The organism is Methanobacterium sp. (genome assembly GCF_038562635.1).
In the GTDB taxonomy this organism is placed as follows: domain Archaea; phylum Methanobacteriota; class Methanobacteria; order Methanobacteriales; family Methanobacteriaceae; genus Methanobacterium_D.
This window is the reverse complement of sequence record NZ_JBCFBO010000001.1, coordinates 1,439,350-1,457,388: the sequence shown is the minus strand read 5'-3', so window position 1 is coordinate 1,457,388 and position 18,039 is coordinate 1,439,350. Positions and strand designations below refer to the sequence as shown.

Annotated in this window: 14 protein-coding genes; 6 read left to right on the top strand and 8 right to left on the bottom strand. The window is 32.8% G+C overall.

What is annotated here, in order from left to right; genetic code table 11:
* Positions 1–215: 215 nt before the first annotated feature.
* The 4 genes from AAGU07_RS07280 to AAGU07_RS07265 all read right to left on the bottom strand — a co-directional run bounded on the left by AAGU07_RS07280 (position 216) and on the right by AAGU07_RS07265 (position 7,589).
* Positions 216–2,534 carry a pseudomurein-binding repeat-containing protein gene (locus tag AAGU07_RS07280; RefSeq protein WP_342458451.1) on the bottom strand — a complete coding sequence of 773 codons (2,319 nt, stop codon included), beginning with the start codon at positions 2,532–2,534 and terminating at the stop codon, positions 216–218.
* 527 nt (positions 2,535–3,061) lie between these two features.
* Positions 3,062–4,858, bottom strand: a complete 1,797-nt coding sequence (locus AAGU07_RS07275) for an Ig-like domain-containing protein (protein WP_342458450.1) — start codon at positions 4,856–4,858, stop codon at positions 3,062–3,064.
* A 431-nt stretch (positions 4,859–5,289) separates the two neighbouring features.
* Positions 5,290–6,429: an Ig-like domain-containing protein gene (locus AAGU07_RS07270; protein WP_342458449.1), complete on the bottom strand. Its 1,140-nt coding sequence runs from the start codon at positions 6,427–6,429 to the stop codon at positions 5,290–5,292.
* Positions 6,430–7,019: 590 nt separating this feature from the next.
* Positions 7,020–7,589, bottom strand: coding sequence for a flavin reductase family protein (locus AAGU07_RS07265; RefSeq protein ID WP_342458448.1), 570 nt, complete (start codon positions 7,587–7,589; stop codon positions 7,020–7,022).
* Between the two features lie 157 nt (positions 7,590–7,746).
* On the opposite strand from AAGU07_RS07265, the gene AAGU07_RS07260 reads away from it, so the two are divergent.
* Both AAGU07_RS07260 and AAGU07_RS07255 read left to right on the top strand, forming a co-directional pair.
* Positions 7,747–8,235: an adenosine-specific kinase gene (locus AAGU07_RS07260; RefSeq protein WP_342458447.1), complete on the top strand. Its 489-nt coding sequence runs from the start codon at positions 7,747–7,749 to the stop codon at positions 8,233–8,235.
* Between the two features lie 225 nt (positions 8,236–8,460).
* Positions 8,461–8,805 (top strand): hypothetical protein, encoded by a 345-nt coding sequence (locus AAGU07_RS07255; RefSeq protein ID WP_342458446.1) that lies wholly within the window; start codon positions 8,461–8,463, stop codon positions 8,803–8,805.
* Between the two features lie 103 nt (positions 8,806–8,908).
* On the opposite strand, the gene afpA is transcribed toward AAGU07_RS07255, so the two are convergent.
* Positions 8,909–9,472 (bottom strand): archaeoflavoprotein AfpA, encoded by a 564-nt coding sequence (gene afpA, locus AAGU07_RS07250; protein ID WP_342458445.1) that lies wholly within the window; start codon positions 9,470–9,472, stop codon positions 8,909–8,911.
* A gap of 174 nt (positions 9,473–9,646) precedes the next feature.
* On the opposite strand from afpA, the gene AAGU07_RS07245 reads away from it, so the two are divergent.
* Positions 9,647–9,880 carry a hypothetical protein gene (locus AAGU07_RS07245; protein WP_342458444.1) on the top strand — a complete coding sequence of 78 codons (234 nt, stop codon included), beginning with the start codon at positions 9,647–9,649 and terminating at the stop codon, positions 9,878–9,880.
* Between the two features lie 604 nt (positions 9,881–10,484).
* On the opposite strand, the gene glmM is transcribed toward AAGU07_RS07245, so the two are convergent.
* Positions 10,485–11,831: a phosphoglucosamine mutase gene (gene glmM, locus AAGU07_RS07240; protein WP_342458443.1), complete on the bottom strand. Its 1,347-nt coding sequence runs from the start codon at positions 11,829–11,831 to the stop codon at positions 10,485–10,487.
* A gap of 702 nt (positions 11,832–12,533) precedes the next feature.
* Here glmM and AAGU07_RS07235 point away from each other — a divergent pair.
* On the top strand, positions 12,534–13,244 hold the full coding sequence (locus AAGU07_RS07235; RefSeq protein WP_342458442.1) for a glycosyltransferase family 2 protein: 711 nt from the start codon (positions 12,534–12,536) through the stop codon (positions 13,242–13,244).
* Positions 13,245–13,682: 438 nt separating this feature from the next.
* Entirely contained in the window at positions 13,683–14,690 is a 1,008-nt protein-coding gene (locus tag AAGU07_RS07230) for a flippase-like domain-containing protein (protein ID WP_342458441.1), read from the top strand.
* Positions 14,691–14,705: 15 nt separating this feature from the next.
* Here the strand turns inward: AAGU07_RS07230 and AAGU07_RS07225 are convergent, their stop codons facing one another.
* Positions 14,706–15,098 (bottom strand): OB-fold nucleic acid binding domain-containing protein, encoded by a 393-nt coding sequence (locus AAGU07_RS07225; RefSeq protein WP_342458440.1) that lies wholly within the window; start codon positions 15,096–15,098, stop codon positions 14,706–14,708.
* A gap of 210 nt (positions 15,099–15,308) precedes the next feature.
* The gene (locus tag AAGU07_RS07220) at positions 15,309–16,967 is read right to left on the bottom strand and encodes an ATP-dependent DNA ligase (protein ID WP_342459357.1); all 1,659 of its coding nucleotides are present in this window, start codon (positions 16,965–16,967) and stop codon (positions 15,309–15,311) included.
* A 248-nt stretch (positions 16,968–17,215) separates the two neighbouring features.
* Between AAGU07_RS07220 and AAGU07_RS07215 the strand changes: the two genes are divergently transcribed.
* Positions 17,216–18,010, top strand: coding sequence for a DNA-formamidopyrimidine glycosylase family protein (locus tag AAGU07_RS07215; protein ID WP_342458439.1), 795 nt, complete (start codon positions 17,216–17,218; stop codon positions 18,008–18,010).
* The last annotated feature ends 29 nt before the right edge of the window (positions 18,011–18,039 follow it).

The following is an 18,039-nucleotide window of genomic DNA, read 5'->3' as shown; positions in this document are numbered from 1 at the left end:
TAAAATGTATATAAATTGTAAATAACTGCTAATATTTAAAAATGAAATTTTAAAAAAGTTAAGTGATGATTAAAAATGTTTTAAAGACATAAAAAGATTAAATATTAATTAAATTTTTATTTTAAGTTTATAGAGGTTTCATTATTGGATTTAAAATTAAATTTAAAATTTTTCCAGATAAATATAAAAAAAGAAAAAAAATGCATATGCTTTGCCTAGAAAGGCAGTGTAGCATATGTGCCGTAGTATGTAGCTGTTGCGGTATTCCAATTTTTTATAACGCCGAAAGTGTTGCTGGAGCTGGTTGCATCTGCATTGTACCATTTACCGTTCACGTATACTTGAGCAATAACGTGTCCGTACCAGTTACCACTTGAGAACTGGGCATAAACATGCTCGTATCGTGCTGGTATTCCTGCAGCCCTTTCAAGAGCGATTAGTAAATGAGCTGTATCAACACAGTTCCCAGTTTTAGCATTCAAAGTGCCGACAGCACCATATTTGGTGTTGTAGTAAAATGAATAACCAATGTTGTCTCGTACCCAGTTGAATATTGCCACTGCTTTATCGTACACTGATGTTTTGCTGCTTGTTATCGATGCTGCCAGTGATTTGATACTTGAACTTGTCACCTGGCAGTTTGTTGTTGCTTGAAGGTACTGCTGTAATGATGAAGGTATGGAATAAGATTCAGGGTTTGCAACTGTGGAATCTACTGAAACATAATTTGGTAGTCTGCCGTTTGTATTGTAATAATTGAGTATTTTTGAAAACATGTAGATTAGAGTTTCATACTGAACTTTTCCTAAAGAGCTTGATGCATAAGTAGGAGCTACTTTGTTTGAATCTATGAATGTTTTTATGTTCTTGGCAATGCTTAGATATTCTGTTTTATTTATGTTTCCGTATATGTAGTCTCCAGTTGAATTTGCAGGGCTATTTATGTTTCCTAGTGATATTGATGTACTTGTTCCGCTGTTGATTTGCAGTAAACTTGTAGCTAACAGTTGTAAGAATTGAGCCATTGTAACCTGGCTTGTACCAATTGTTACATAATTTGGTAGCCTGTTATTGGATTCAATAAATGATTTGACACTTGCTGAAGCATTTTGGATTTGTTTTATGGTAAATTTTGTAATTACCGTAGAACTGCTGTTTGTGTTATCTGTTGTATTGCTGTCTTGTTCGCTGGTAGTTGGGTTATATAGGAAGTTCTTATCTATTAATCCATATCTAAATAGTACGTATCCTGATGATCCATTGTTTATTGCTGCATCTATGTCGTTTTGTAATTCACTTGCTGGTATTGCTGTTACATTTTTGTCTGAACGGTAAGTCTGTAAACCTGCTACAACTGGCGTATCACCTGATTTACTAACTATGTATGATATAGCTGAGCCTATCCAATCAGTACCATTTTTTCCACTGCTGCTAGTACCTACAGAGCTATTATACCCATAATTTCCTTTGTAAACCATTGGAACTATAAAATCAAGGTATTTTGCAAGTTGAGCATAATCTTGACCATAATAATATGCATTCGCTGAGCCTTCAGGCATCAGGTCTGCTGAAACTGCCGCTTGTTTATTGACTGCCTTCACTGAATTGTAAACTCTTTTAACGAAAGAGGTAATGGTTGCTGTGCCGTTTGAATATTTATAAGCTGTTCCGGGATAACGTATGTAATCAAGGTTAACGCCGTCTACTCCATAATTTTTGACCATATCTACAATTGCATTTACGACCTGGTCATTATGGGTTGTATTTATACCTGTTTTTGTTTGAGTAGTAGTTACAGTTTTATATGTTGTTTTAGTCTTCCAGACGTATTTCCAAGCATATTTCCAGGTATATTTCCAGGTATACTTCCATTTATAGTACCAGTGTTTTTTGAATTTATACCATGATTTGTACCAGTGTTTGTACCATGATTTGTACCAGTGTTTGTACCATGATTTGTATGACGTTTTTACTGCAACTTTTTTAGTTACCTTCACAGTATAAGTGTAGGTGGTACCTGCTGGATTAATCCAGTTACCGTTTGCATCTAAAAAGCATGTTACCCATGCATTTACCCGTATTCCACTGCCTTTAAACATGTTAACGATTTTGGTAAGGATAGTCTTGTATGTAGGGCTGGAATAAATGTTACATTTAACAAATATGTCAGTAATCCCTTCATTTTTTAGAGCAGTTACATTGAGCTTCAATGCATCAGCTGTATTGACCCAAATACCATGTACGTTGCTGTAGCTGTTTCCTCCAGCTGCAGCAGTGGAGTTTACTGTGGATTTATTAGTACTTGTTGTACTGTTGCTTGTTGATGAATTGGAGATATTGGTAGTATTTTCGTTTGATGTTGATTTTAATGCGTCTGTTGAAGTTTCATTTGTTGATGAGTTTGTTATTGTGGATGTCGCTTGTTCTATAGTTAAATTAGTTGTGTTTCCTGCTTCTTGGGTTTCATTGGTGGCGTATATACCGCATGAACTGAATAAAGCTATACTAAGTATGACTAGTATTGCTAAAAACAATCTTTTCGTAATTTTACCGCCTCCATATCCAAAAAATACACCTATGGGGCCTCATAATATAAGAATATATTTTCTTAAAATTTAGAAACCTTTTAAAGTTTTTGGACAGTATAATGTTCAATTTCACAGATTATATAAATCTTTTGGTTTGAAAATGTGAAATGGGCATTATTAAATCGTATTTTTTCATTTAAAACTAGCTTATAGCGTATTAAATAATTGTGTGTGGATTTATATGTTTGTGTTTTTATTTTAACTAAATAATCTATAATTAAAGCTATTTTTGGAAAATAAGCAACTAAATATACGTTAATGTTTTATTATAGCGTCTTTAAATATAAGTTAATACAATTTTTGTACTTAAATTATAAAAAAATAAAGATATACATACACTTATGATAATAAATGAGCATATGTATCGTATATTTTCACTTTTGTAGCACTTAAATCCGTTACAATTCAAATACGTTTTCAGAACTGGCAGTATATGCATTGTACAATTTAAATCTAATTATAACTTTAAATATCTATAAGTCACCGTCTATTAATCCGTATCGGAATAATACATATCCTGATGCACCGTTGCTCATCGCCGCATTTATGTCGTTTTGTAATTCACTTGCAGATATTGCTGTCACGTTATTATCCGAACGATATGTTTGTAAACCAGCTATAACTGGCTTTCCATTACTTTGGCTAACTATATATGCTACTGTTGAAGCTATCCAATTTGTACCACTTGACCCTTTACTGTTAGTTCCTGTTGAACTGTTGTATCCGTAATTTCCTTTGTAGATCATCGGTACTAAGAAATCGAGGTAATTTGAGAGTTGAGTGTAATTTTGACCATAATAATAAGCATTTACTGAGCCTTCGGGCATTAGTGCTGCTGAAACTGTGACTGATGAATTGATTGCTTTCACTGTGTTATAGACTTTTTGAACAAATGAGGTTATTGTGGCTGTTGCACCCGTATATTTGTAAGCAGTACCCGGATATCTTACATAATCTAGATGTATTCCATCTAAATTTTTCCCGTTTACACTGTATTTTGTAACACTTGAAATGAAGCTGATTAAACTAGTAACGTATGTCGTATTTTTTTGAGGGTTGATCCATGATCCATTATAATAAAAACATGTGATCCATGCATGTATCTTTATTCCTGTTCCTGAGACTTTGCTGAAAATAGATGTAAGCACGCTTTTATAATTGGTTTGGCTGACTTTTACGAATACATCGGTGATGCCCATTTTTGTTAATTGGGTCACGTTTAGAGTATTATAAGTCACATATGACGATGGTAACCAAACCGCCTGCATATTTTCAGATTTAGTCCTGAAGGTTTTGCTTCCGGCATACACGTATTTATTCCCTGATAAATCTGTTACAGTTCCAGAATGTATGAGTAATGTGTACTTAGTTCCGGGGGTTAGATTGCTTTTGGGCGTTATTGTTAGTACGTTACTAATGATGCTTGTTGTAAATGAGATTGCATTCCCTGCACTGTTTTTTAGTTCTATCCATATGGTTCCAGCTTTTATGGATTCGCTGAATGTTACTTTGATTGCTTTGTTAACTGCTATGTTTACTGCGTTGTTTGTGGGGTCTGTGCTTTTTATGGTGGGTGATGTGCCGTCTGTTTTGAAGGTTTTGCTTCCTGAATATATGTATTTGTTTCCTGATAAGTCTGTGACGCTTCCTGAATGTACGTATAATACGTATGTTGTTCCTTTGGTTAGGCTGCTTTTGGGTGTTATTGTTAATGTGTTACCGCTGATTGATTTGGTAATTGACACGCTTTTTCCGGCGCTGTTTTTTAGTTCTATCCATAAAGTCCCTGTTTTTATGGATTCGCTGAATGTTACTTTGATTGCTTTGTTAATTATTACATTTGTTGCTTTATTTGTAGGGCTGGTACTTTTTATGGTGGGTGCTGTGTTGTCTGTTTTGAAGGTTTTGCTTCCTGAATATATGTATTTGTTTCCTGATAAGTCTGTGACGCTTCCTGAATGTACGTATAATACGTATGTTGTTCCTTTGGTTAGGCTGCTTTTGGGTGTTATGGTCAATACGTTACCGCTGATGCTTGTTGTAACTGCTACTGATTTTCCACTGCTGGTTTTTAGTTCTATCCATCCTGTTCCTTTTTTTATGGATTCGCTGAATGTTACTTTGAGTGCTTTGTTAATTGCTACGTTTGTTGCTTTATTTGTGGGGTCTGTGCTTTTTATAGTTGGTGCAGTTAAATCCGTAGTTGAACTATAACTTGTTGAGTTTACTGTTGCGCTGGTGGCAGATATATCACTTATACTAATCAGCACTATACAAGAAACTATTATAATTGCTAAAAGTAATTTTATCTTAATTTTACCGCCTCCGAACCCAAAAACTATGCATAAAAAATTTAATAATTTGGATATACTGATTCTTAAATTTAAGAAAATTTTTCAAGTTTTTGGGCACTATAATATTAAATTTTAGAGATTATATAAGTATTTTGGTTTAAAAATCATTAATAAACGCTACTAAATGATTATTTAACTATAAAAGGTAATTTATATGGAATATATGCGTAATATTAAGCTTAATATTCATATAATAATTTATTAAATGCCTTAATCATATCTAAATAGATTTTTAAAAAAATAAATGATTATAAATTAGTTAATAATTATTCATTTAACTCTTAAACACTTTTAAATATTAAAATAAATTTAAATTCGAAAAATAAATAAAAAAACATATACTTTGCCTAAAAAGGCAGTGAAGCATATGTGCCGTATACTTTTGCAGTTGCAGTGTTCCAATTTTTTATAACACCAAAAGAGTTACTGTAACTGGTTCCATCTGCATTGTACCATTTACCGTTCACGTATACTTGAGCAATAACGTGTCCGTACCAGTTACCGCTTGAGAATTTAGCATAAACATGCTCATATCGTGCAGGAATTCCTGCAGCTCTCTCAAGAGCAACTAACAGGTGAGCTGTATCGCAACAATTCCCTGTCATTTTAGAAAGAGTACCTGCAGCCCCATATTTGGTGTTGTAGTAGAATGAATAACCTAAGTTATCCCTTACCCAGTTATAAATTGCCACAGCTTTAGCATATGTTGTAGTTTTACCCTTTGTTATCGCTGCAGCTTTTGCTTTAATTGCTGAGTTAGTTACCTGACAGTTTGATGTGGCCACCAGGTATTGCTGCAGTGCAGAACTTGTTGTGCTGGACGCTGATACTGTTGCAGAAACAGTTTTGAAGGTTTTGCTTCCGGAGTATACGTATTTGTTTCCTGATAAGTCTGTGACGCTTCCTGAATGTACGTATAATACGTATGTTGTTCCTTTAGTTAGGTTGCTTTTGGGTGTTACTGTTAATGTGTTACCGCTTATGGAAGTAGTTGTTGATATGTTCTTTCCCGAACTGCTTATTAGGTCTATCCATCCTGTTCCTTTTTTTATGGATTCGCTGAATGTTACTTTGATTGCTTTGTTGACTGCTATGTTTGTTGCTTTGTTTGTGGGGTCTGTACTTTTTATGGTGGGTGCTGTGTTGTCTGTTTTGAAGGTTTTGCTTCCGGAGTATACGTATTTGTTTCCTGATAAGTCTGTGACGCTTCCTGAATGTACGTATAATACGTATGTTGTTCCTTTAGTTAGGCTGCTTTTGGGTGTTATGGTCAATACGTTACCGCTGATGCTTGTTGTAACTGCTACTGATTTTCCACTGCTGGTTTTTAGTTCTATCCATCCTGTTCCTTTTTTTATGGATTCGCTGAATGTTACTTTGATTGCTTTGTTGACTGCTACGTTTGTTGCTTTATTTGTGGGGTCTGTGCTTTTTATAGTTGGTGCAGTTAAATCAGAACCTGCACTAATAGTAGATACGCTGCACAAACTAAGCGATGCTATGCTAAAAACGATAGCTACCGCTAAACATAATTTTATCTTAATTTTACCGCCTCCGAATCCAAAAACTACACCTACAATATTTAATAATTTAAATATAAAATTTCATAAATTTAAGAAATCATTTTAAGTTTTTGGATTATATAATGTTCAATTTTATAGATTATATAAATGTTTTGGTTTAAAATTCGCAAATAAACTCTATTAAATCTTATTTTTTTATTTAAAACGTTCTTAAAACTTATTAAAGCGACATATTTAGATTTATATATATTTATTGCTATTTTAAGGAAAAAAGCTCTAATTAAATCTATTTTGAGAAAATAAGTTTTAATAGATAATTTAAAGTTGGAGTATACAATCTTCGAATACTATTTGTGGTTATATTTACTTTAAATTTAAAACCCCTAAACACTAGAGGCTTTTAAGGCTCCAAAAATCTTTCATTTGGAAGATTTTTGAGCGAAAGAATTTTTAGAGCTATTTAAATTGATAGAACAATTATTATGGATCATTATGAATTTATCGCCTAGTTTTACAATACTTATTTCTAGTAAGTCTTATGTGAATTGCCCATATCAACTTTTTATATCTTTTCCTACCGAAAATGCTTTTTCAAGATGGTTACCAATACTATAATATGATCTGGATGAAGGATCGTATAAAAATGGCTTAATTTGTTCTATGTCAGGATTTCCATTATCAATTAAATTTTCATCCACTTTTACATCCATTATTTCGCCTGTAAAGTGGGTGTGTAATCCTAGTTCAGTTGTGTTAACAAGTTTACATTCTAAAATAAGAGGAAACTCTTTGATGTAAGGGGCATCTACAAGTTCGCTTTTAACAGGTGTTAACCCTGTCGAGACAAATTTATCTTCATTTTTTCCAGACACAATCCCAAAATAATCTGCTTCTTTAATGTGACTTTCAGAGGGAATATTTACTGTAAAAGCTTTTTTATCTAGAATATTTCCATGGGTATAAGTAGCTTCTCTTACTGAAATGGAAACACAAGGTGGGCTGGAACATGATATTCCTCCCCATGCAACGTTCATAGCATTTGGTTTCCTATTTTCATCATAAGTTCCAACTATAAAAACAGGAGTGGGATATACAATCGTTTTTGCACCAATTGATTTTTTCATATTTATCACCGTTAAATAATATGAAGTGTTTCATTATTTATTACCTGCTGTTGGGGAGTTGAAGTGATATCTGTTTGAATGTGTTAATTATCTATTAAAGTAGCGAAAAAGCGTAAATTAATACTGTAAATTGGATATAAATATTAAGGGGATTAAAATGAAATTTGAAACTAAAATAGTAAAATTAGAAGCTCCAGAGGATTGCAACTTAATTTTAGGCCAGAGCCACTTCATAAAAACAGTTGAAGACCTTCATGAAGCCATTGTAAATACGGTGCCCGGCGTTGAATTCGGACTTGCATTTAGTGAGGCTTCAGGAGATTGTTTGGTAAGAAAATCAGGTAATGATGAATCACTTACTAAGCTTGCAGCAGATAAGATGTTTGAACTTGGATGTGGCCATTCATTTTTAATATTTCTTAAAAATGCATACCCAATCAACGTTATACAGCGTATAATGAACGTACCCGAAGTTGTAAACATTTACTGTGCAACTGCAAATCCTGTCCAGGTAATAGTTGCTGAAACTAAGCAGGGGAGAGGCATATTAAGTATAATAGACGGTTTTAAGCCTAAAGGAATTGAAAGTAAGGACGATGAAGAATACCGGAAAAACTTTTTAAGAGAATTTGGTTATAAATTTTAATAATAACCTATTTTTACTTATTTTGGAAAATAAATCAATATATGGGGTTATATGCCATGTTTGATATGATACTGCATAATTATATACATTTTATGCCGTAATTTTATCTAAAATCCTTTTATAATCATTATTTTTTTCTATAAATCATTGAATTAAATTGAAGGTAGAAAAAAATTTATATTTTCATGTTCATAATTTAATACTATAATAAAAAGAGGTCATTTTATGAGTGAATCCGATGTTGTATTTAAAAAACTTGGTGGAGAAAAAAGATTCGGTGAGGATAAAGTTAAAATAAAAGAAAATTATGTTAGATTTTTAAATAAAACTGGTGGAGTAGTACAGATTAATATTAAAGCCCCACGGGAAGAACTTATAGATACCTATGAATTTTTCTCTAAGATAAACGATATGGAATCTCTTGGGATGGACATTGCAAATTCAGGGGATAGGTGGAATCATTATTTTAGAGGGGTAACTGATCTTACAGAGGATGAAAGCGGATCGGGCTATAAATTTCAGGTTACATTACAGATACGGGACGCTGCTCCACAGTCACATGTGCGTTAATATTTAAACTTAGCGTGATCTAATTATTTTTCATTTTTCCTGCTCGAATGCTGTTAAAAATCTGTGATTTTTAACGCATCGAAAATACCCAAAATTTTATAAATTAGTTGGATGTTTTCGAATGCTTCTTAAAAACATCATAAATTTCTTCAGGACGTTTTAATATATGTATGCCCATGCTGGCCAGTTTATCAACGTGTTCTACATCTTCTTTTCTTATAATCAATTCAAGGTCGCTCCCATCGGGAAGTTGTGTTACTGTAACTCCTTCTTCTACATCTGATGGCAGTACATAAATTGGAATATTTGCTTTTTGACCCATAATGGCGGCATTAGGAATTAATGAATCACCTATCCTTAACGCTATCTTTGCAACGGTGTTGGATGTTGCAGGAGCAATTAACATGAATTCATAGGATCCAAGCTGTATTTCACCTGCTAAAAAAGGTGCATTGGCATTAATTTCTACCCAAAGCCTGTCAAAATCAATCTCCAACGGTTTAAAAAGGCCATAATATTTTAAAACCTGATCTCCAGCTTTAGATACGTATGCCCTTATTTCAAATTCATCATCGTATTCTTCTTTTATTTTTCGAACGATTTCTGTTATTTTTACCAGTTTATCGCCGCTTCCAGTTATTCCCCAGGCTACTTTTCGTTTTTTCATGACCTATTCTTTGTGTTAACTTTTTATTGTTTTTTTCTATTGCTTTAAAAAAAAGTACTTTATATCATAAACTTTAAGTTCAATACTGTATAATACAATCTCAAAAATTAAATTTTTAAACTGCTTATTAATTTAATTTTAAACCCTAATTAATAAAATTTAAGTTAAATTGAAATGTATATCAGGTTTATAGGTCGTGGTAATATCGAAGAAACTGGAAAAGACAAAAAAACAGTGGCAAAAGATGAAGAAATTTGCAAGGAAGTAGAAGAAAAGCCTGAAAAGATAGAAGAATGTTATATCTGCCATAAAAAATTCAATATTAATGCAGATGATGAAAGCTATTACTGGAAGGGAAAATATCCATTTTGCGCCCATTGTGCTGAATTTTATGGATTTTACAGGTAGTTGATATTACTTAATTTTGATGTGATCATAAATTTTTTATAGTTTAATGATCATAGGTAATGTTGGAAGAATGTCTTGCAAATAGTCGGAAGATTGAACTGAATGATATTTCAGGATGAAACCTGAAAATATTAAATAAGGGGAAATTGGAAGATAAATGTAGGATATTCTTCCACTTAATGTTTATATACTTATTTTGGATTTATTTATAACTATTTTTGCTTAAGGCGGTTCACATGAAATTAAACAGTTCATTGTAACTGGTAAACGGTGGTAAATGTGAAAGTAAGTCCTGCACAGGTAGAATATTACATTAAAGGTATAAGTTTCTGCAAGTAAAAAAAGATATAATTCAACAAGCTGAGGATAATGGTGCAGATAAACCAGTTTTAACTATTCTGGACAGTCTGCGGGATAAAGAATATAATTCTCCTATAGATATAAGTAAAGCCGTTGGAAAAATGAAATAAATATTCTCTAAATTTTGAATTATCAGAACTGCTAAAAATAATGATTAATTCATCTTGAATTTTAAAATAATCTATTTATAGTATATTAATCCATTGAAAAATAGATTTGAAAAGTAAATATGGAAATTTACTTTCTATTTTAAATATTTAGAGATAAGGGATATTCCCCATTCAGCCATTTTAGTAGCTTCTTCTTTTGTTTTGGCTTCTGCAAAACATCTAAATATTGGCTCGGTTCCAGAAGGTCTTATTATAACCCATCCTTCCTCTTTAAAGATCTTAACTCCATCAGTTGTATCTACTTCAAATTCACGGGTTTCTTCTGCAATTTTCTGCATAACTTCCTGTTTTAACTCATCAGGACATTCTATTTTCATTTTCTCTGAATAATAAACCGGAAGTTCTTCAATGAGTTTTGAGAGGGATTTTCCAGTTTTTGCAATTATTTCAATGACTTTGGCGGTTGAAAGCGCAGCATCTCTACCGTAAACGAAATCAGGGAATATTAACCCTCCATTTTCTTCTCCACCAAATAGGCCGTCTTTATCTTTTAGTTCTCTTGCAACAATTAAATCTCCAACTTTTGTTGCAGTAACTTCTCCGTTGTATTCATTTGCAATGTCGTAAATTGCAGAAGATGTAGCTACGGTTGTAACAATTAATCCTCCGTTGTTTTCCTTTAACATGTATTTTTCAACCAGTGCAAATGATTTGTCACCAAAAACAAAATCTCCCTTCTCATCTATACATATGGTACGGTCTGCATCCCCGTCATGTGCAACACCAATATCTGCTCCGGTTGCTTTTACAACTTCAATTAATTCTTTAAGATTTGGCTCTGTAGGTTCGGGGTCCCTCCCTGGGAAAAATCCATCAGGCTGGCAGTTCATGGTAAGTACTTCACAACCTAACTTTCTTAAAAGATAAGGTGTTGTAAAGCATGCAGCTCCGCTTCCACAGTCTACAATTACTTTTAATTTTGCTTGTTTAATTGCTTCTGCATCTACCCGATCTACAACATTCTGGATATACTCATCCAGTATTCCTTCATCCTTTTCTACTTTCCCAATCTCATTCCATGGTACTCTATCAGGGGCGCTGTCAAAAAACATATCTTCAATCTTTAGTTCCATATCATCAGGAGTTCCTATACCGTAGGAGTCCATTAACTTTATTCCATTATACTTTGGAGGATTGTGGGAAGCAGTTATCATGATTCCTCCATCATAGTAATTTCTAACAGCGAATTGGAGAGCAGGTGTTGGTAAAGCTCCAAGATCGATCACATCACATCCTGATGATAATAAACCGCTTATTACTGCATGTTTTATCATTTCTGTAGATGTTCTTGTGTCTCCTCCAACTGCAACTTTCCCTTTTACAAGTGTTCCATAGGATGCGGCAATTTTTGATGCAAATTCTGGAGTTAATTCTGTATTTGCAAGTCTTCTGACCCCAAATGTTCCAAATAGTCTTTTCATAAATTTCACCTTATCTTTAAAATTATATTAAAAGCTTTTAATTCTATTTCTTTAATTAGATATGAGTATAAAGGTTATATTTGGCATAAGATATGTTCTTTATTTAAATAATCATTCAAAAGTCTTAATTGAGCTAAATTTATTTAAATTCAATATAAACACTAATTTTACACCACATTAACGTTATTGATATGATTCTATCATTTATATTTTAAAGTATTAATCAATTTTGTTAAAAACTTTAATGCCCTCAAACACTGTCAAAATTCTACGAATTTTTAAGGGATTTTCGCGGTTACAAAATCGAAGGTTTTGACGCTGCAAAAATCGTAGATTTTTGCATGCTATGCATTTTCCTCAACTTTAAAATTTTATGGAAATAAAATTTTAAGGTTCGGAAATACGTAGTATTTCCTCAACTTTAAACTATAATTATTGCACATTCTCTATTTGATAGATAATCTTTAAGAGATGATCATATAGTTAAATTACGACTGTAAATTACTTAGATTCTTTTTTTATAACATTTTTAGACTATTTAAAGTTCATTTTAAAAATGTGAAATACGGTAAAAATTTAATACGATAAATTAATTAAATAGTGAATATCATTTACTTTTATAAAATGTTTACAAAATTGTATATTTTATAGACAATGTTTACAAAAGTAACCTAATGAACTTTATTTAAACAGGAAGTTAAAATGAAATTTATCACTATAATTCCAGCCTATAATGAAGAAAAAGCTATTGAGAGCGTAGTAAAATGTGCACTTAAATACAGTGATGTTTTAGTAGTTGACGACGGTTCGGGTGACAGTACTTATGGCCGCGCAAAAAGTGCAGGCGCTAGAATAGTAAAACATGAAAAAAATATGGGTAAAGGGGCTGCTATAAAATCTGGACTTAAAGAAGCTTTAAATCAGGATTATGATGTTTTAATAATGCTTGATGGTGATGGTCAACATAATCCTGATTGCATACCTTCCTTTATATCAAATATAGGGGATAATGAGCTGATAATAGGCTCAAGATTTAAAAATGGAAATCCGGAAAATATGCCGATCTGGAGAAAACTTTCAAATAAAATTACAACCAATCTTATTAAATTTGTAACTGGTTTTAAACTTACAGATAGTCAGAGTGGTTTTAGGGCTATGTCAAGGGATGCTGCGGAACTTTTTTTAGATATAAAATATAATGATTATGTATATGAATCTGAAATGCTTTATAAGGCATCTGAACATGAAATAGAAGTTAATGAAGCGGCAATACCATGTACATATGGTGATGAGAAGTCTTATGTGACTAAAATACATGCTCTAAAATATATACTGTTTATTATTGGCCTTTTAGGCAGGAAATTCAAGGTTAGGATTATAAGTAACCCTATTGCTACAAAGTTAGGTAATTAGAGATAGCATATTGAATATCTTAAAGATTTAATATGTAAAACCCGCATTTCCTGTGGAATTGGTTACTCAATATTTTTCTGTTTTAAAGCATCTTCAATTATTTTATAATTATTAAACAATTTGTTTTAGGAACATGATTTACATAGTTCGCTCATGTTCACAAAAACTTCGGTTTTTGTGACCGTAAAAATCGCAGACTTTTACATGTCCATGATCCTGTGCATGAGTTATACTCCATGTTAAATTGTAGTTTTAATTGATTATAGGGGATTTATCTTAAAAAATGCAATTTACTTAACCAGTAACACCGAAAATGAAGCGATATTATTTACACAACATTCTTGGCATGAGCGACATAGTTTTATAACTAGTGGTTATAGACATACTTCAATGAGCTTATCTATAAAATATCAAAGAGAAAGCAAGTGGGGAATCTAATTGAAACGATTTTACGTATTCGCTGTCAGTATAGCTTTAATTATTTTGCTTGTATTGTGGATAGGGCCTGTTAATATCATAAATGCTTTTAAAACTGCTAAGTGGGAATGGCTTTTGGTGGCTCTTTTAATTCACCTTCTGGTTATTGAAGTAAGGGCTCTTAGATGGGGATTTATAATAAATAAGCCTTTTGAAATTAAAAATAATTATATTGTTAAAACAATAGGGCTTTTTGCAGGGAACTTTTCCCCAATGAGGACAGCAGGTGAAGTTCTAAACGCACTTGCAGGTAAAAAGATCAATAAAATATCCCTATCTGAAGGATTGTCCGCAGGATTAACTGAAAGACTCTTTGACTTTTTAATTGTGGCATTTCTTCTTATTATCTCTTCTATATGGATAGAAAACATGCGTTTCGTGTCTATTATAGGGGCTATTGGGTCTTTAATAATGGTACTGTTGGTATATCTTGTAAACTGGAGAGAAGACACCAGTATATGGATATATAATAAAATTCACCCGGTTTTATGTAAATTGCCCATTAATAATGAAACCCTGGACAATATATATCTCAAGTTTACAGAGGGGTTAAAAGGAATGACTAGTCATACAAATTCATTTACAACAAGTAAAAATTTAGTTTTTGTATCTATTTTAGCATTTATGTCGTGGATTTTAGAATGTCTCAGGCTCTATGTGGTATTTTATGCATTTAACGTTCAAATAAGTTTTACTTCAGTTATTATAATACTGATCCTGGCAAATATTATTGGAATAGCTTCTGCACTTCCCGGAGGGATAGGATCAATCGAATTATCCCTTACTGGACTTTTTGCACTTTTTGGAGTTCCAGCAGTGCTAGGTGGAAGTATAGCTCTTGCAGACAGGTTAGTTTCTTTCTGGATGGTTAGCGTACTGGGCATAATATTTTCATCTTATTATGCAAAGGATATACTGGGTGAAATTAAAAATTATACTTTAGATATAGGGGTTTTAAAGGATGAATAATCATAAACTGCATATTTAAACAAGTATTTTTAGGGATTTTCCATCATTTAAAATCAGCTCCATATTTCCATTATATTGCTGCACTTTCCCTGTTATTTTCACCCTATGATTTACAAAGGACAGTGGAGTTAAATTATTCTTTTCAAGGTCTAATACTACACTATCAAATACTACAGCCGTTGTTTTCCCAGTTCCATCTCTTAACTGTAAAAAATAAGTATTGCTTCTTGGGGATTTATCTATTTTCTCGACCAAGCCCACAACTGATACATCTTCATCAAGCATTCCTTTGTTTAGGTCTTTTATCTTAATTTCTTGAGGTGTTATTTTGTCTGAAAGCAGTACCATTCCGGATAAACCCAAAATTGCAATTATCAAGGCTACTGTAAAAATTTGACTATCTTTCATATTGATCTACTCCATTGGCCAATTGAAGTATTTCAACATTGGTATATTTAAGCATTTACCTTTTATTTTATGAAATAAATTGAAATAAGGCGCAATACAACTAGACTAGGGCTAGAATGGCAGTATCTAATATTATCTTGATATTTTTCATTTATTTGCAAAACCCATTAATTCCAAGTAAAAAAAATAAACATGAAATGTGCTATGAAATTAACTTTTACTCTTAAAAATTGATTCCACGCGTTCAACAGTGTCAATATCTTCAATACTTAAATCTTCCCTTATTCTTTTAACAACAGGGAATCTTAAGGAGTAACCACCTTCGTATTCTGGACTTTTAACAATCTCACTGAATGCGACTTCAAGGATAATCTCAGGTTCTGATTTTACTTTCCTGCCTTTTTTTTCTATAATCGAGCTTTCAACTTTGTTGGAAAGCTCGAGTAAGGTGTTATCATCGAGTCCAGTTGCGGTATGTGCTATTGTTTTTAAAGCTCCAGTTCCATCCTGCGCAGCAACAAGATAAGAACCTATGAGGTTTGCCCTTCTCCCTCTGCCGTATATTCCACCTACAATTACTAAATCCAGAGTTTCAGGCGTAGCTTTAAATTTAAGCATCTTTTTACCTCTTATGCCTGGCATATAGGGGGCATGAGGGTCTTTTATCATTATCCCTTCGTGCCCTTTTTCAATTGCAAGCTTGAAAAGGTCTTCTGCATAGGAGGTATGTTCTGGTGTTACTTTGACCTGGGTACTGAGACCAAATTTTCCATCATCTATTTTAGAGATTGATTCAAGTATTTTACGCCTTTCCTCAAACGGAGTATCGATAAGTGGTTTTTCGAAGTAAAGGGCGTCGAAAAGATACAATGTTAATGGGACTTCAAGCCGTAATCTCTCAACTTCATACTTTCTTCGCACTCTTTGAAGGACATACTGGAACGAAATTGGCTTTCCTTCTCTCATAGCGATTATTTCTCCTTCAACAATAAAATCTTTATGAGGTAGGCATTTTTCGATGTATTCGACGATTTCTGGAACCGCATCTTTTATGTTGTCCAGTCTTCTTGTGAAAACTTTGATTTCATCTCCAATTCTATGAATCTGAACTCTAAAACCATCATATTTAACTTCACAGAGGGCGTAGCCCATTTCTTTAATATCATCTTTAACGCTCTTTGAAAGTTGGGCAAGCATTGGTTTTACAGGTTTTCCAGGTATAAGTGTCAGATTTTTAAGCCCTTCTTCTCCTTCTTCTTTGGCTACTTCTGCAACAAGGCCCGGATCATTTGTAAGCATCATGGCTCTTTCTACAACTTCCTTGTTTATGTTAAAGGCTTCTGAAATGGCATCTTTGAGTGTACCTTCTCCGAGTCCAACTCTGAGCTCTTCTAGAACGGTTCTTGTGATGTATTTGGCTTCTTTTGGTGATGCAGATGAAAGAAGTTCACGTAAAATTTCTATCTTTTTTCCCTGTGCTTTTTTTCCTGATTTATCTGCCATTTTTTCCATATTGTTGTAAACTTTGACTATAGTTAGGGGCATTGTAAATAGAGTTGATTGAAATCTATTGCTGAAAAGATATTCCGAAGCTAAGCCGATGTCTCCCCTGTCCCTTACACTGTCCTCCACAGCTTCAGGACTTACTCCTACAACTAATGATATGGATTTCATAAGGAGTTTTAGGCCCACTCCCATCTCTTTTTCGCTCCATGTTGGAAATACTTTGCCCAATGATAATAAAGTGACAATTGGAAGAATTTCTGCGTCGGTATTTTTTAGAAACTCCGCAAGAATCGTTGTTTTTTCAAGTCTTTTGGTGGTGGAATTCAATGATTCATAGACATCCACGAGCTCTTTGTATTTCATTTTACTCTCTAGCTTGGCCATAATTATCACATATAGAATTAGATTTAATAAATGAGATCTTATAAAAACGTCAACTGTTCTGTTATACAATAGAGCGCTCATTAAAATAAACTTATCTCCCTCGTAGGTACCAGTTAAAAATCTTTGATATAGAATTAAACTAAAATTTTCTAAATTTTATAACTTATTTAAAGTTTTTAAATTTCAAAGTCAAATATATTAAACAAGTAACTTAAATGGGGGATTTTATGCCGGAACTACCTGAAGTGGAAGCATTTGGAAAATATTTAGATAAGACTTCACTTGATAAAATTATTGAAAGTGTAGAGGTTAAGAATCCTGAACTTCTTCAAAATGTGGATGCAGATGCATTAAAAGAAAAATTAGAAGGACACAAGTTTAAATATACTAAAAGATATGGTAAATATACTTTTACAGCTCTGGACAATGATTTGTGGTTAATTTTACATTATGGAATGACTGGGAGGCTTAAATATTTTAAAAATCAGGATGAAGCACCTTCTTATGATAGACTCCTCATAACTTTTGAGGATGAGAGCCACCTTGCATTTGATGATCCTCGGAAGTTTGGAAGGATCAATCTGACTTCTTCAATTGGAAACTTTGTTAAAGAAAAGAAGTTAGGGTCTGATGCGACTGAAATTGATCTAAAAACATTTAAACAGATATTTGAAAGGAAAAAAGGTGCCATTAAATCAGTATTGATGGATCAGCATATAATAGCAGGCATTGGTAACATATATTCTGATGAAATACTTTTTCAGGCGTGTATTCATCCTAAAGTGCCTGCTGATAAGTTAAATAATCATCAAATAGAACAAATTTTTAAAGTAATGAAAGATGTGCTTAAAACATCGGTGGATAAAAGGATAGCAGGCGAAGAACTTCCAGATTCGTTTATAATTCCCCACAGAAAAAAGAATGGAAAATGCCCAAATTCTGATATAAAATTAAAAACAATTAAAGTTTCAAGTAGAACTGCTTATTATTGCCCGCAGTGCCAAAAAGAAATATTTGAATAGATATTTCTATCTCATTTTCACAATTGTAA

Bases quoted from the DNA above. Each gene is read 5' to 3' on its own strand.
- AAGU07_RS07265 (WP_342458448.1), bottom strand. From the start codon at position 7,589: ATGAAAAAATCAATTGGTGCAAAAACGATTGTATATCCCACTCCTGTT.
- AAGU07_RS07260 (WP_342458447.1), top strand. From the start codon at position 7,747: ATGAAATTTGAAACTAAAATAGTAAAATTAGAAGCTCCAGAGGATTGC.
- AAGU07_RS07255 (WP_342458446.1), top strand. From the start codon at position 8,461: ATGAGTGAATCCGATGTTGTATTTAAAAAACTTGGTGGAGAAAAAAGA.
- afpA (WP_342458445.1), bottom strand. From the start codon at position 9,472: ATGAAAAAACGAAAAGTAGCCTGGGGAATAACTGGAAGCGGCGATAAA.
- AAGU07_RS07245 (WP_342458444.1), top strand. From the start codon at position 9,647: ATGTATATCAGGTTTATAGGTCGTGGTAATATCGAAGAAACTGGAAAA.
- glmM (WP_342458443.1), bottom strand. From the start codon at position 11,831: ATGAAAAGACTATTTGGAACATTTGGGGTCAGAAGACTTGCAAATACA.
- AAGU07_RS07235 (WP_342458442.1), top strand. From the start codon at position 12,534: ATGAAATTTATCACTATAATTCCAGCCTATAATGAAGAAAAAGCTATT.
- AAGU07_RS07225 (WP_342458440.1), bottom strand. From the start codon at position 15,098: ATGAAAGATAGTCAAATTTTTACAGTAGCCTTGATAATTGCAATTTTG.
- AAGU07_RS07220 (WP_342459357.1), bottom strand. From the start codon at position 16,967: ATGAAATACAAAGAGCTCGTGGATGTCTATGAATCATTGAATTCCACC.
- AAGU07_RS07215 (WP_342458439.1), top strand. From the start codon at position 17,216: ATGCCGGAACTACCTGAAGTGGAAGCATTTGGAAAATATTTAGATAAG.